Source organism: Pseudomonas panipatensis (genome assembly GCF_900099785.1).
Lineage (GTDB): Bacteria > Pseudomonadota > Gammaproteobacteria > Pseudomonadales > Pseudomonadaceae > Pseudomonas > Pseudomonas panipatensis.
In genome coordinates this window covers 454,264-466,240 of record NZ_FNDS01000002.1, presented here as the reverse complement: position 1 = coordinate 466,240, position 11,977 = coordinate 454,264, and the positions used below count along the sequence as shown (strand labels likewise).

15 protein-coding genes are annotated in these 11,977 nt (G+C 63.3%); 11 read left to right on the top strand and 4 right to left on the bottom strand.

Features of this window, described 5'->3' with window-relative positions:
• Positions 1-63: 63 nt before the first annotated feature.
• Positions 64-552, bottom strand: coding sequence for a DUF3015 domain-containing protein (locus tag BLQ74_RS06295; RefSeq protein ID WP_090261686.1), 489 nt, complete (start codon positions 550-552; stop codon positions 64-66).
• Positions 553-778: 226 nt separating this feature from the next.
• On the opposite strand from BLQ74_RS06295, the gene BLQ74_RS06290 reads away from it, so the two are divergent.
• The 6 genes from BLQ74_RS06290 (at position 779) to bamJ (ending at position 5,986) form a co-directional block, all read left to right on the top strand.
• Positions 779-1,102: a TraR/DksA family transcriptional regulator gene (locus BLQ74_RS06290; protein ID WP_090261685.1), complete on the top strand. Its 324-nt coding sequence runs from the start codon at positions 779-781 to the stop codon at positions 1,100-1,102.
• 99 nt (positions 1,103-1,201) lie between these two features.
• A complete protein-coding gene (locus tag BLQ74_RS06285) occupies positions 1,202-3,679 on the top strand; it encodes a Lon protease family protein (protein WP_090261684.1) in 2,478 nt (825 codons plus the stop codon).
• Positions 3,680-3,864: 185 nt separating this feature from the next.
• Positions 3,865-4,206, top strand: a complete 342-nt coding sequence (locus BLQ74_RS06280; protein WP_090261683.1) for a PA4575 family protein — start codon at positions 3,865-3,867, stop codon at positions 4,204-4,206.
• 165 nt (positions 4,207-4,371) lie between these two features.
• A complete protein-coding gene (locus BLQ74_RS06275) occupies positions 4,372-4,866 on the top strand; it encodes a TIGR00645 family protein (RefSeq protein ID WP_090261682.1) in 495 nt (164 codons plus the stop codon).
• A 125-nt stretch (positions 4,867-4,991) separates the two neighbouring features.
• A complete protein-coding gene (locus BLQ74_RS06270; RefSeq protein ID WP_090261681.1) occupies positions 4,992-5,288 on the top strand; it encodes a DUF6482 family protein in 297 nt (98 codons plus the stop codon).
• A gap of 80 nt (positions 5,289-5,368) precedes the next feature.
• The gene (bamJ, locus tag BLQ74_RS06265) at positions 5,369-5,986 is read left to right on the top strand and encodes a BamJ family beta-barrel-assembly machinery protein (protein ID WP_090261680.1); all 618 of its coding nucleotides are present in this window, start codon (positions 5,369-5,371) and stop codon (positions 5,984-5,986) included.
• Positions 5,987-6,154: 168 nt separating this feature from the next.
• Here bamJ and BLQ74_RS06260 read toward each other — a convergent pair whose 3' ends face one another.
• Together BLQ74_RS06260 and BLQ74_RS06255 are read right to left on the bottom strand one after the other, a co-directional pair.
• Positions 6,155-6,379 carry a PA4570 family protein gene (locus tag BLQ74_RS06260; protein ID WP_090261679.1) on the bottom strand — a complete coding sequence of 75 codons (225 nt, stop codon included), beginning with the start codon at positions 6,377-6,379 and terminating at the stop codon, positions 6,155-6,157.
• Positions 6,380-6,547: 168 nt separating this feature from the next.
• Positions 6,548-7,516, bottom strand: coding sequence for a polyprenyl synthetase family protein (locus tag BLQ74_RS06255; RefSeq protein ID WP_090261678.1), 969 nt, complete (start codon positions 7,514-7,516; stop codon positions 6,548-6,550).
• 240 nt (positions 7,517-7,756) lie between these two features.
• On the opposite strand from BLQ74_RS06255, the gene rplU reads away from it, so the two are divergent.
• From rplU to BLQ74_RS06230, 5 genes are all read left to right on the top strand, one after another.
• The gene (gene rplU, locus BLQ74_RS06250; RefSeq protein WP_090261677.1) at positions 7,757-8,068 is read left to right on the top strand and encodes a 50S ribosomal protein L21; all 312 of its coding nucleotides are present in this window, start codon (positions 7,757-7,759) and stop codon (positions 8,066-8,068) included.
• A gap of 24 nt (positions 8,069-8,092) precedes the next feature.
• The gene (gene rpmA, locus BLQ74_RS06245; RefSeq protein ID WP_009617551.1) at positions 8,093-8,350 is read left to right on the top strand and encodes a 50S ribosomal protein L27; all 258 of its coding nucleotides are present in this window, start codon (positions 8,093-8,095) and stop codon (positions 8,348-8,350) included.
• A gap of 150 nt (positions 8,351-8,500) precedes the next feature.
• Positions 8,501-9,724 carry an Obg family GTPase CgtA gene (gene cgtA, locus BLQ74_RS06240; protein WP_090261676.1) on the top strand — a complete coding sequence of 408 codons (1,224 nt, stop codon included), beginning with the start codon at positions 8,501-8,503 and terminating at the stop codon, positions 9,722-9,724.
• Between the two features lie 60 nt (positions 9,725-9,784).
• Positions 9,785-10,903: a glutamate 5-kinase gene (gene proB / locus BLQ74_RS06235; protein WP_090261675.1), complete on the top strand. Its 1,119-nt coding sequence runs from the start codon at positions 9,785-9,787 to the stop codon at positions 10,901-10,903.
• 12 nt (positions 10,904-10,915) lie between these two features.
• Complete coding sequence (locus BLQ74_RS06230) at positions 10,916-11,377, top strand: CreA family protein (protein ID WP_090261674.1); 462 nt, start codon at positions 10,916-10,918, stop codon at positions 11,375-11,377.
• 100 nt (positions 11,378-11,477) lie between these two features.
• Here BLQ74_RS06230 and rpsT read toward each other — a convergent pair whose 3' ends face one another.
• Positions 11,478-11,747: a 30S ribosomal protein S20 gene (rpsT, locus tag BLQ74_RS06225; RefSeq protein ID WP_090261673.1), complete on the bottom strand. Its 270-nt coding sequence runs from the start codon at positions 11,745-11,747 to the stop codon at positions 11,478-11,480.
• Positions 11,748-11,977 lie beyond the last annotated feature (230 nt).

Genomic DNA, 11,977 nt, shown 5'->3' with positions numbered 1-11,977 from the left:
AAGGAGAGCCCCGCCGCGGCGCGAAACGCTGAGTGTCTACGCGCGGCGGAAGGGCTGCCGGGGTCAGGCCTGTTCCGCGTACTTGGCCAGACGGGCGTCCTGCTTCAGGACAGCCTGGGTGTTGGCATAGACGTCGGCGGCGGTGACGTCGGCCTTGCTGAAGATCTGCGCGAAGTGCTCATGGGTCACTTCGGCGAAGTGGGCACGGTCTTCCGGTTTCACGCCCAGCACCACCGCATAGGTGGTCAGCGCTTCGCCGTTGCCTTTGGCCATGTCTTCGGACAGCTCGTCCATCATGCTGCTGAGCACGATCATCGGTTTGCCGCCGTAGCTCAGCGCGCCATTGGTGTGGCAGCCGTTGGTGCCGGTGGTCATGCCGAAGGTGTTGTTGCCGGAGCTGCCGTTGGTGGTGGCGGCCAGCACGTGGGTCGCGGTGCCGCGCTGGCCTTTGAAGAGCATGTTGCCCCAGCCGCAGCCGTCGCTGCCGGGAGCGTCGGCGAGGGCGCCGAGGGAGACGGTGGCGAGGAGGGTACCGAGTAGAATCCGTTTCATTATCGTGTCTCTCTTTTTCGAGGGTAGGGCTGTAACAGCCGCTGACAGCAGGCCGAGCTCGCCAGAGCTTTGAGGAATGCCCCGGGGGTGTCAAGGCGAGTGCCGCCTCGAGTGTCGCAGAGGCGAACTGCGTCATGTCGGCGCGGCAGGCTATTGATCGGTATCAGCGGCGAATCCCTTGGAACCGGCCACACTTAAAACAGTTCCTTATCCTTGGAGGGCTGTCATGGCCGATTTCGACCCCCGCGCCGCGTTGGATGCACTGGCTACCGAGTATTCCCAGCGGGCCGAGGCGATTCGCCGCGATCTCGGTCGCACCCATTCGGCGGACTTCGCCGAGCAGGCCCAGCAACGGCAGAACGACGACGTCCTGCGCGCGTTGCTGGCCGAGGCGGAGGCTGGCATGCGGCAGGTCGGCCTGGCGCGCTTGCGTCTGGTCGACGGCTCCTATGGCCTGTGCCAGCGCTGCGGCGAACCTATCGAGGACAAGCGTTTGCGCGCGCTGCCGGCGGCGGAGCGCTGCCTGCGTTGCGCCGATCTGCAGGACTGATCGGTAGCGCGCACCGGGCGCCTTGCCAGTGGCGCTCGGGCGGCGCGAGAATGCGGGCAACTCTCCGCGGCTCCGCGCCGCCCGACGCAAGGATTTCCGATGCCCCAATCCGTTGCCGCTGGCCTTCGCCTGGCGCCCGATGAGCTGACCCGTCCATTCTCGCCCGAGCAGTTTGCTTTCCGTACCACTGACGATCTGGAGCCTTTCCTCGGCATTCTCGGCCAGGAGCGCGCGGTGGCGGCGTTGCAGTTCGGCGTGGCGATGCCGCGGCCCGGCTACAACGTGTTCGTCATGGGCGAGCCAGGCACCGGGCGTTTTTCCTTCGTCCATCGCTACCTGAAGGCGGAGGGCAAGCGTCTGCCGACCCCGGCCGACTGGGTCTATGTCAATAATTTCGACGAATCGCGCGAGCCGCGCGCCATCGAGCTGCCACCGGGTAGCGCCGCCGAGTTCGGCACCGATATCGATCAGTTGATCGACAACCTGCTGTCGACCTTCCCCTCGGTGTTCGAGAACCCTGCCTATCAGCAGAAGAAGAGCGCCATCGACCGCGCCTTCAACCAGCGTTACGACAAGGCCCTGGATACCGTCGAGCGCCTGGCCCTGGAGAAGGAGGTGGCGCTCTACCGCGACAGCTCCAACATCGCCTTCACGCCGATGAAGGACGGCAAGGCGCTGGACGAGGCTGAGTTCGCCCAGTTGCCGGAGGTGGAGCGGGAGCGCTTCCACGTCGATATCGCCGGCCTCGAAGAACAGCTCAATGAGGAACTGGCCAGCCTGCCGCAGTGGAAGCGCGAGTCGAGCAACCAGTTGCGCCAGCTCAACGAGGAAACCATCACCCTGGCCCTGCAGCCGCTGCTGGCGCCGCTGGTGGAGAAGTACAACAACAACTCCGGGGTCTGCGCGTATCTGCAGGCCCTGCAACTCAATCTGTTGAAAACCGTGGTCGACCAGTTGGTCGATGAGAACCGCAGCGACCCGCAGCGCAAGCAGGTATTGCAGGAGCAGTACGCCCCCAACCAGGTCATCGGTCACCACGCCACCAGTGGCGCGCCGGTGGTGTTCGAATCGCACCCGACCTACGACAACCTGTTTGGCCGAATCGAGTACGCCTCCGATCAGGGCGCGCTCTACACCAGCTACCGTCAGCTGCGTCCGGGCGCCCTGCATCGCGCCAATGGCGGTTTCCTGGTGCTGGAGGCGGAGAAGCTGCTCAGCGAGCCTTTCGTCTGGGATGCCCTGAAGCGCGCCTTGCATTCGCGCCAGTTGAAGATGGAGTCGCCACTGGCCGAACTCGGCCGCCTGGCAGCCATGACCCTGAACCCGCAGGTGATCCCCCTGCACATCAAGGTCATCATCATCGGCTCGCGGCAGATCTACTACACCCTGCAGGACCTCGATCCGGACTTCCAGGAGATGTTCCGCGTCCTGGTGGACTTCGACGAGGACATCCCGCTGGGCGAGGACAGCCTCGAACAGTTCGCCCAACTGCTCAAGACCCGGACCTCGGAGGAGGGCCTGGCGCCGCTCAGCAGCGCCGCGGTGGCGCGTCTGGCGACCTACAGCGCACGTCTGGCCGAACACCAGGGGCGCCTGTCGGCGCGCATCAGCGACTTGTTCCAATTGGTCAGCGAGGCGGACTTCATTCGTCAGTTGGCCAACGAGAAAGTCACTGAACTGGGGCATATCGAGCGCGCCCTGAAGGCCAAGGAAACCCGCACCGGTCGTGTTTCCGCGCGCATCCTCGACGACATGCTGGCGGGTATCGTCCTGATCGACACCGAAGGTGCCGCGGTGGGCAAGTGCAACGGCCTGACCGTGCTGGAAGTGGGGGATTCGGTATTCGGTGTGCCGGCGCGGATCTCCGCGACCGTGTATCCGGGCGGCAGCGGTATCGTCGATATCGAGCGCGAGGTCAGCCTGGGGCAACCGATCCACTCGAAGGGGGTGATGATCCTCACCGGCTACCTGGGCAGTCGGTATGCCCAGCAATACCCGCTGGAGATTTCCGCGAGCATCGCCCTGGAGCAGTCCTATGGCTACGTCGATGGCGACAGCGCGTCGCTCGGCGAGGTCTGCACGCTGATTTCCGCGTTGTCGCGCACGCCGTTGCGGCAGTGCTTCGCCATTACCGGCTCGATCAACCAGTTCGGTGAGGTGCAGGCGGTCGGTGGGGTCAACGAGAAGATCGAGGGCTTCTTCCGTCTCTGCGAGGCGCGCGGCCTGACCGGCGAGCAGGGGGTCATCATCCCGCGTTCCAACGTCACCACCCTGATGCTCGACGAGCGCGTGTTGCAGGCTGTGCGCAGTGGCCTGTTCCATGTCTACGCGGTTCGCTACGTGGATGAGGCGCTCGGCTTGCTGGTCGGCCAGCCGGCCGGGCAGCCGGACGAGAAGGGCAACTTCCCGGCCGGCAGCGTCAATGCCCGTGTCGTCGAGCGCTTGAAGGAGATTCAGGCGCTGGACATGGAGGAAGAGGACAAGGAGAAAGCGACCAAGGAAGCGCCGGCCAAGCCGCGCAGCACCAAGGCTGCCGCGGAGAAGAAAGAACGCGTGCGCAAGAAGGAGACCGACTGACGCTTGCCGTCAGCGGCTGGACAGTCCTTGAGCAGCGGCGCGGCGGCCAGCATCTACGCCCGTCGGCCGCTGTTGCCCCCGCAGTGCCCACAGAGATATCCACAGCTATCGTGGATAAAGACGAGCTTCCCCGGCCTTGGGGCTGGGTGTAGGCTCAAAAACGGGACAATCGCGAGGGTGCCGCCATGCCGCGTAACCTCTGCCTTATCCGCCCCTGTCTGGGGTTGACCACGCGCATCGAGTGCGTGATCAGGCCGTTGGCCGGAGAGAATGGACTCTGGACACTGCTCTGCGCTGCCGGAATGGCCGGTGCGCAACCGACCGCCATCAAGGCGCAAGGGCCATTCCATGGGCCTTTCGTCGCTGAAGGCGTGCTTGAGGCGATCGCTGATTGCCTCGCTCAGCAAGGCTATGTCGAAGCCTCGGACCCACCCATCTGGCAACTGCATTTGCAGGCGGAGCTGCGTCGCCTGAATGGCGAGCGCTCGCGTCATCTGGGCGATTACCAGTTTCGTCCAGAGTCCTGACGGGCGCCTGGACAGTCTCTGAGCGACTCTCGCCAAGGCGCGCCAGCCGTGCGTGCCGGGCGTTAACCACAGCTTCCTGCACATATTTATCCACAGAATAACTGGATAACTCGTCAGACGCGTTCGCTATAATTCCCGGCCGTTTCGAACGACCCCGCGAGTGCTATGGAACGCTTTATCGAAAACACCATGTACGCCGCCCGCTGGCTGCTGGCGCCCGTCTATATCGGTTTGTCGCTGGCGCTGCTGGCGCTGACCATCAAGTTCTTCCAGGAAATCTTCCACATCCTCCCGGACATCTTCTCGGTGGCCGAGGCCGATCTGGTCCTGGTGCTGCTGTCGCTGATCGACATGGCCCTGGTCGGTGGCCTGCTGGTCATGGTGATGTTCTCCGGCTATGAGAACTTCGTCTCGCAACTGGACATCGAGGAAGGCAAGGAAAAGCTCAGCTGGCTGGGCAAGATGGACTCCGGCTCGCTGAAGAACAAAGTGGCGGCCTCCATCGTGGCGATCTCCTCGATCCACCTGCTGCGCATCTTCATGGACCTGAAGAACATCCCCGACAACAAGCTGATGTGGTACGTCGTCATTCACCTCACCTTCGTTCTGTCGGCCTTTGCCATGGGTTACCTGGACAAGCTGACCCGCCACGACCACTGATCGCTTTTCCCTGCCCTCCGACGCCGCCCGTCCGCCGAACCGGACGGGCGGCGTCGTTTCGGCTATGCGCGCCGCTGGGGCTGTACGAGACTGAGCTACGGCAGTCCTCTGCCGGGAGGTGGCTTATGAACCTGCAAGAGTTGACCAATCGTTCACTCGCCGGGGATATCGACGAGCTGCATCTGGTGTCCCTGGAGGGCGGTATCTATGTCCTCGAGGCGCGCATCGGCCAACGTTTCCATCCGATCCAGGATGCCAAGGGCCATGTGCTCGGGGTGCGTTCGGTGGAACATGCCCGCGAACTGCTGACGGCGCTGCCGCCGATGCCTTTCCACCTGGTGCATGCGGTGGTGCACGACGAAATGTGCGGCATGCAGGACAGCTCGCTACCCGACCTGGGCGTACCGATACCGCTGCACTGAGCCGCGCCGTCGGGCGGTGGGGCGGGGCGGTCTTCTGTGCTAGGCTGGCCGCCCTTTTTTCCAGGCTGCGGAGCCCCGCCATGAGCGACCTCAATCTTTCCACCGACGAAGCCCGCGTCAGCTACGGTATCGGCCGTCAGTTGGGTGACCAACTGCGGGAGAACCCGGTTCCGGGCATGACGCTGGACGCAGTATTGGCCGGCCTCTCCGACGCTTTCGCCGGCCTCGAAAGCCGGGTTCCGGGTGAAGCCCTCTCGGCCAGTTTCCAGGTCATCCGCGAGCGCATGCAGGCCGAGGCGCAGGCCAAGGCCGCCGCCGCTGCCGAAGCCGGCAAGGTCTACCTGGTGGAAAACGCCAAGCGCGAAGGCGTCACCGTGCTGCCGTCGGGGCTGCAATACGAAGTGCTGGTGGCCGGCGAGGGCGCCAAGCCGTCCCGCGAGGACACCGTACGCACCCATTACCATGGCACCCTGATCGACGGCAGCGTCTTCGACAGCTCCTACCAGCGCGGCCAGCCGGCCGAGTTCCCGGTCGGCGGCGTGATCGCCGGTTGGGTCGAGGCCCTGCAACTGATGAACGCCGGCAGCAAATGGCGTCTGCACGTCCCGGCTGAGCTGGCTTATGGCGGCCAGGCGGTCGGCAGCATTCCGCCGCATAGCACCCTGGTGTTCGACGTCGAGCTGCTGGATATTCTCTAAGGCCATCGATCCGCAGCGACCGGCTCCGGTCGCTGCGGTGTCGCTAGCGTCTGACGCACTGGCACGCCCGTATCGGTCGCGTCGGCTTGATCGAGGCGTCCTTTGCGCGTTGGCGGTTCATGCGCTGTTTCGCCAGTCCTGTGGATAAGAACCTGTGCCAGGCTTTGCCTAGCGCAGCGCTCGTGCATAACAGAACAGGAACAGGCTGCGCACCAACTCCTTGAGCACCTGCGGTTCGTTGGTGCCGAGTTCATGCAGGTCCAGGCCGCCCTGTTCGCGCAGTTCATCGAGGGCGTCGTCCTTCAGCAGGGCACAGACTTCCCCGGTATCGCGATTCAGAATGCGCAGATAGGGTTGCGGGCGGTCCAGCCAAGCGTCGATCAGATAGGTCATGGCCGTATCTCCATGGCAAATTGTCTAATGAGAATAATTCTTATTAGATCAATGGCAAGCCCTTATCGGCAAATTCTTCCTGGCCTCGCTCCATGCGCTGTCCTGGCTACCCCATAACGCAAAACGCCCGCACGGCTGGCCGGGCGGGCGTCTGAGGATAAGCAGGCTTCAGTGGGTGCGGGCGACCGCGAACTCGCTGAGTTCGATCAGCGCTGCGCGGTACTCGTTGTCCGGCAGGGCTTTCAGGCAATCGATAGCACGTGCAGCGTGCTCGCGCGCCAGGCGTGCGGTGTAGTCCAGCGCGCCGGCGGCCTCCACGGCGGCGCGGATGCCTTCCAGGTCCTGGCTGCCGCCTTGTTGAATGGCTTTGCGTACCAGGGTGGCCTGCTCCGGCGTGCCGTCGCGCATGGCGGCGATCAGGGGCAGGGTCGGCTTGCCTTCGGCGAGATCATCGCCAACGTTCTTGCCCAGGCTGGCGGCATCGCCACGGTAGTCGAGCAGGTCGTCGACCAGTTGGAAGGCGATGCCCAGGGCGTCACCGAACTGGCGCAGGGCTTCGGTTTGCTCCGCCGGCGCTTCAGCCAGGGCTGCGGCGCTGTGGGTAGAGGCCTCGAACAGCATCGCGGTCTTGCCGCGGATGACTTCCATGTAGGTTTCTTCGGTGGTGCTGGCGTCGCGAACCTTGGACAGTTGCAGCACCTCGCCTTCGGCGATCACCCGGGTGGCCTGGGAGATGATGCGCATCACCGGCATGGAGCCCAGTTCGACCATCATTTCGAAGGAGCGGGCATAGAGGAAGTCGCCGACCAGCACGCTGGGGGCGTTGCCCCACTGGGCATTGGCGGTGGCGCGTCCGCGGCGCAGGCCGGAGGCGTCGACCACATCGTCATGCAGCAGGGTGGAGGTGTGGAGGAACTCGATGGTGGCGGCCAGCAGTTGCAGGTCTTCGCCGGAGTACCCCAGGGCCTTGCCGCTCAGCAGCACCAGCAACGGGCGCAGGCGCTTGCCGCCCGCGGAGATGATGTAGTCGCCGATCTTTTCCACCAGGGGTACGCGGGAACTGAGTTGGCGACGGATGATGCCGTCGACGGCGGTGAAATCGTCCGCGACCACGCGATAGAAAGCCTGGGGTTGCATGAAAAAAGGCGCTCCTCGAAGAATGCGCGGCATGCTAGGTGGCAGGGGGGGGACTGTCAAGGAACGCTCCCGGGAGGCTTGTCTCCCGATAGTGCTTTGCGTACAATCGCGGCCCCGAACTTCCCTGGCATACCCTGCCTTACGCAATTGCACGGGCGTCCTTCCGGCCCCATGCAGCCATGCCGACCCATACCTCTTCCTATAAAGCGTCGGGTGAGCAGGTCTAACGGAGACATCCAGATGTACGCAGTAATTGTTACTGGTGGCAAGCAACACAAAGTCACCGAAGGCGAATTCCTCAAGGTCGAGAAACTCGACGTAGCGACTGGCGAAGCCATCAGCTTCGACCGCGTTCTGCTGGTTGCCAATGGCGACGACGTCAAGATCGGCCTGCCGGTGGTCGATGGTGCGAAAGTGACTGCGGAAGTGGTTTCCCACGGCCGTCACGACAAAGTGCGCATCATCAAGTTCCGCCGTCGTAAGCACCACATGAAGCGTCAGGGCCACCGCCAGTGGTTCACTGAAATCAAAATCACCGGCATCCAGGCCTAATTCCTTTTTTGGAGGATTTGACTCATGGCACACAAGAAAGCTGGCGGTAGTACCCGCAACGGCCGCGACTCAGAAAGTAAACGCCTTGGTGTGAAGCTCTTCGGCAGCCAAGCTGTCAAAGCCGGCAACATCATCGTGCGTCAGCGCGGCACCCAGTTCCACGCTGGCTACGGCGTTGGCATGGGCAAGGATCACACCCTGTTCGCCAAGATCGACGGCGTGATCAAGTTCGAAGTGAAAGGCGCCTTTGGCCGTCGCTATGTAAGCGTCGTCGCTGCCTAAGCGAGTCTTCACTGAAAAAGCCCTGTCTCGCGACGGGGCTTTTTTGTTTCTGGTGTTCCTAGCGTAGGGCGGTTCTGCGTTTGCGCGGACTTGGCTGTATCCTATGCTCCATTTCTTATTCAACCCGCCGTGCTGGCGGGAGGCGTTCCCATGAAATTCGTCGATGAAGTATCCATTCACGTGAAAGCCGGTGACGGCGGCAATGGCCTCATGAGCTTTCGCCGCGAGAAGTTCATCGAAAAAGGCGGTCCCAACGGTGGTGATGGCGGTGACGGTGGCTCGGTATTCCTCGAGGCCAACGAGAACCTGAACACCCTGGTTGACTACCGCTACACCCGTCGTTTCGATGCCCAGCGCGGACAGAATGGCGGTAGCAAGGACTGCACCGGGGCCAAGGGCGAGGACCTGATCCTGCCGGTTCCGGTCGGCACCACCGTGATCGATGCCGGTACCCAGGAAATCATCGGCGACCTGACCAAGCCCGGTCAGCGCTTGATGGTCGCCCAGGGTGGCTGGCACGGCCTCGGCAACACCCGTTTCAAGTCCAGTACCAACCGGGCGCCGCGGCAGACCACTCCGGGCAAGCCCGGCGAGGCGCGCGACCTCAAGCTGGAGCTGAAGGTGCTGGCCGACGTTGGGCTGCTCGGACTGCCGAATGCCGGCAAGAGCACCTTCATTCGTGCGGTGTCCGCGGCCAAGCCGAAGGTTGCCGACTATCCTTTCACCACCCTGGTACCGAACCTGGGCGTGGTCAGTGTAGGGCGCTTCAAGAGCTTCGTGGTGGCTGACATTCCGGGCCTGATCGAGGGGGCTGCCGAGGGTGCTGGTCTGGGTATTCGCTTCCTCAAGCACCTGGCGCGTACCCGTCTCCTGCTGCACCTTGTCGACATGGCGCCGCTGGACGAAAGTGATCCGGCCGATGCCGCCGAGACCATCGTCAATGAGTTGACCAAGTTCAGTCCGGCGCTGACCGAGCGTGATCGCTGGCTGGTGCTGAACAAGATGGATCAGATCCTCGAGCCGGAAGAGCGCGAACGTCGCAAGCAGGCGGTGGTCGAGCGTCTGGGTTGGGAAGGGCCGGTGTACGTGATCTCGGCCCTGGAGCGCGAAGGTACCGAGGCGCTCAGCCAGGACATCATGAAATACCTCGACGAGCGCAGCCTTCGTATCGAGGAAGATCCGGCCTACGGCGAGGCGCTGGCTGAGCTGGATCAGCGGATCGAAGATGAGGCACGGGCTCGCCTGCAGGCTCTGGACGACGCGCGTGCACTGCGCCGTGCCGGTCTGAAGAATGCCGATGATCTCGATGACGATGATGATTTTGAGGACGATGAAGACGACGGCGACGGTCCGGAGATCTTCTACGTGCCCTGATCGGATCGGCCGCCCCGGTCCCGAAGTAACGTGGTGAAGCCTGACTTCTAAGGTTGATGTATGCGTGAGAAAGTGACCGGCGCGCGGCGCTGGGTGGTGAAGATCGGTAGTGCGCTGCTGACGGCCGATGGTCGTGGCCTGGATCGCGACGCCATGGCGGTATGGGTCGAGCAGATGGTCGCGCTGCACTGCGCGGGCGTTGAGCTGGTGCTGGTGTCGTCCGGTGCCGTGGCGGCGGGCATGAGTCGTCTGGGGTGGGTTGCCCGGCCCAGCGACATGCATGAGCTGCAGGCCGCCGCCGCAGTCGGGCAGATGGGATTGGTGCAGGCCTGGGAGTCGAGCTTCGGTCAGCATGGCCTGCAGACGGCCCAGGTGTTGCTGACTCATGACGATCTGTCCGATCGCAAGCGCTATCTGAATGCGCGCAACACCCTGCGTACCCTGGTGGATCTCGGGGTGATCCCGGTGATCAACGAGAACGACACCGTGGTTACCGACGAGATTCGCTTTGGCGACAACGACACCTTGGCTGCCCTGGTGGCCAACCTGGTGGAGGCCGATCTGCTGGTGATTCTCACCGACCGTGATGGCATGTTCGACGCCGATCCACGCAATAATCCTGACGCGCAGTTGATCTACGAAGCCCGTGCCGATGATCCGCAGCTGGATCAGGTGGCGGGTGGCAGTGCCGGCGCTCTCGGTCGTGGCGGTATGCAGACCAAGTTGCGCGCGGCGCGTCTGGCGGCGCGTTCCGGTGGTCATACGGTGATCGTCGGTGGGCGTATCGAGCGTGTGCTCGATCGTTTGCGTGCGGGTGAGCGCCTGGGAACCTTGCTGACCCCCGAGCAGAGTCGCAAGGCGGCGCGCAAGCAGTGGCTGGCCGGGCATCTGCAGATGCGTGGCACCCTGGTGCTGGATGATGGTGCGGTGAAGGCGCTGGCTCGCGACCACAAGAGCCTGCTGCCGGTGGGGGTCAAACAGGTCCAGGGTAACTTCCGTCGTGGCGAGATGGTCGTCTGCGTGGATCAGGAGGGGCGTGAAGTCGCTCGCGGCTTGGCCAACTACAGCGCGCTGGAAGCGCAGAAGATCATCGGTCAGCCGACCGATGCCATCGAGGCGCTGCTGGGCTATGTCGATGGGCCGGAGTTGGTTCATCGCGACAATCTGGTGTTGGTCTGAGGAGTTGGCTCGATGCGGCTATGGAAGGGCGTTCTCGCGGGTTTGCTGATGCTGCCGCTGCTGGCGCGGGCGGAGGAGATCGGCGAGGTTTCCACGGTGTTCAAGTGGGTCGGGCCGAACGACAAGATCGTGGTCGAGGCTTTCGATGATCCCAAGGTGGAGGGCGTGACCTGCTACCTGTCGCGGGCCAAGACCGGCGGCGTCAAGGGTGGTCTGGGTCTGGCCGAGGATCGTGCGGAGGCGTCCATCGCTTGCCGGCAGGTCGGGCCGATTCGCTTCACGGATGAGCTCAAGGATGGCGAGGAGGTCTTCAAACAGCGCACCTCGCTGGTCTTCAAGAGCATGCAGGTGGTGCGTTTCTTCGACAAGAAGCGCAATGCGCTGGTCTATCTGGTGTATAGCGATCGGGTCATCGAGGGTAGTCCGCAGAATGCGGTGACTGCTATTCCGATCATGCCCTGGCCGGCAAAGTAGGAAGTGCATGAGGGGCGGGTGACCGCCCTTTTTCGTTGTTGTGAGAAAAGCGCGGGCAATAAAAAACCGGCCAGAGGCCGGTTTTTCAAGAACGGAACGCTTACGCCTGGGCCAGGGCCTTGACGTGGGCGTTCAGGCGGCTCTTGTGACGAGCGGCCTTGTTCTTGTGGATGATGCCTTTGTCGGCCATGCGGTCGATTACCGGAACAGCGGCAACCAGAGCGGCTTGGGCTTTCGGCAGGTCTTTGGCATCGACAGCCTTGACTACGTTCTTGATGTAGGTGCGAACCATGGAACGCAGGCTGGCGTTGTGGCTGCGACGCTTCTCAGCCTGTTTGGCGCGTTTTTTGGCGGAAGGTGTGTTGGCCACCGTCGAGCTCCTCGAGAAAAACTTGGAATGTAGCGAATAAATTAAGGCCGCGAATGATGCCGTCGAGTCTGGGGCTTGTCAAGGGTGCTCGCGGCCTCCGACAGGCGGCGCGGCAGGCGATTCGCGGCATGAGTGGGTGATTTATTCGACCGGCGGCCATACACTCGACGCCCTTCACTGGCGGCCGGGCGTTTCGGGCGCCGTGCTCCTGCGCTGACAAGTCCGGATGC

Bases quoted from the DNA above. Each gene is read 5' to 3' on its own strand.
- BLQ74_RS06295 (WP_090261686.1), bottom strand. From the start codon at position 552: ATGAAACGGATTCTACTCGGTACCCTCCTCGCCACCGTCTCCCTCGGC.
- BLQ74_RS06290 (WP_090261685.1), top strand. From the start codon at position 779: ATGGCCGATTTCGACCCCCGCGCCGCGTTGGATGCACTGGCTACCGAG.
- BLQ74_RS06285 (WP_090261684.1), top strand. From the start codon at position 1,202: ATGCCCCAATCCGTTGCCGCTGGCCTTCGCCTGGCGCCCGATGAGCTG.
- BLQ74_RS06280 (WP_090261683.1), top strand. From the start codon at position 3,865: ATGCCGCGTAACCTCTGCCTTATCCGCCCCTGTCTGGGGTTGACCACG.
- BLQ74_RS06275 (WP_090261682.1), top strand. From the start codon at position 4,372: ATGGAACGCTTTATCGAAAACACCATGTACGCCGCCCGCTGGCTGCTG.
- BLQ74_RS06270 (WP_090261681.1), top strand. From the start codon at position 4,992: ATGAACCTGCAAGAGTTGACCAATCGTTCACTCGCCGGGGATATCGAC.
- bamJ (WP_090261680.1), top strand. From the start codon at position 5,369: ATGAGCGACCTCAATCTTTCCACCGACGAAGCCCGCGTCAGCTACGGT.
- BLQ74_RS06260 (WP_090261679.1), bottom strand. From the start codon at position 6,379: ATGACCTATCTGATCGACGCTTGGCTGGACCGCCCGCAACCCTATCTG.
- BLQ74_RS06255 (WP_090261678.1), bottom strand. From the start codon at position 7,516: ATGCAACCCCAGGCTTTCTATCGCGTGGTCGCGGACGATTTCACCGCC.
- rplU (WP_090261677.1), top strand. From the start codon at position 7,757: ATGTACGCAGTAATTGTTACTGGTGGCAAGCAACACAAAGTCACCGAA.
- rpmA (WP_009617551.1), top strand. From the start codon at position 8,093: ATGGCACACAAGAAAGCTGGCGGTAGTACCCGCAACGGCCGCGACTCA.
- cgtA (WP_090261676.1), top strand. From the start codon at position 8,501: ATGAAATTCGTCGATGAAGTATCCATTCACGTGAAAGCCGGTGACGGC.
- proB (WP_090261675.1), top strand. From the start codon at position 9,785: ATGCGTGAGAAAGTGACCGGCGCGCGGCGCTGGGTGGTGAAGATCGGT.
- BLQ74_RS06230 (WP_090261674.1), top strand. From the start codon at position 10,916: ATGCGGCTATGGAAGGGCGTTCTCGCGGGTTTGCTGATGCTGCCGCTG.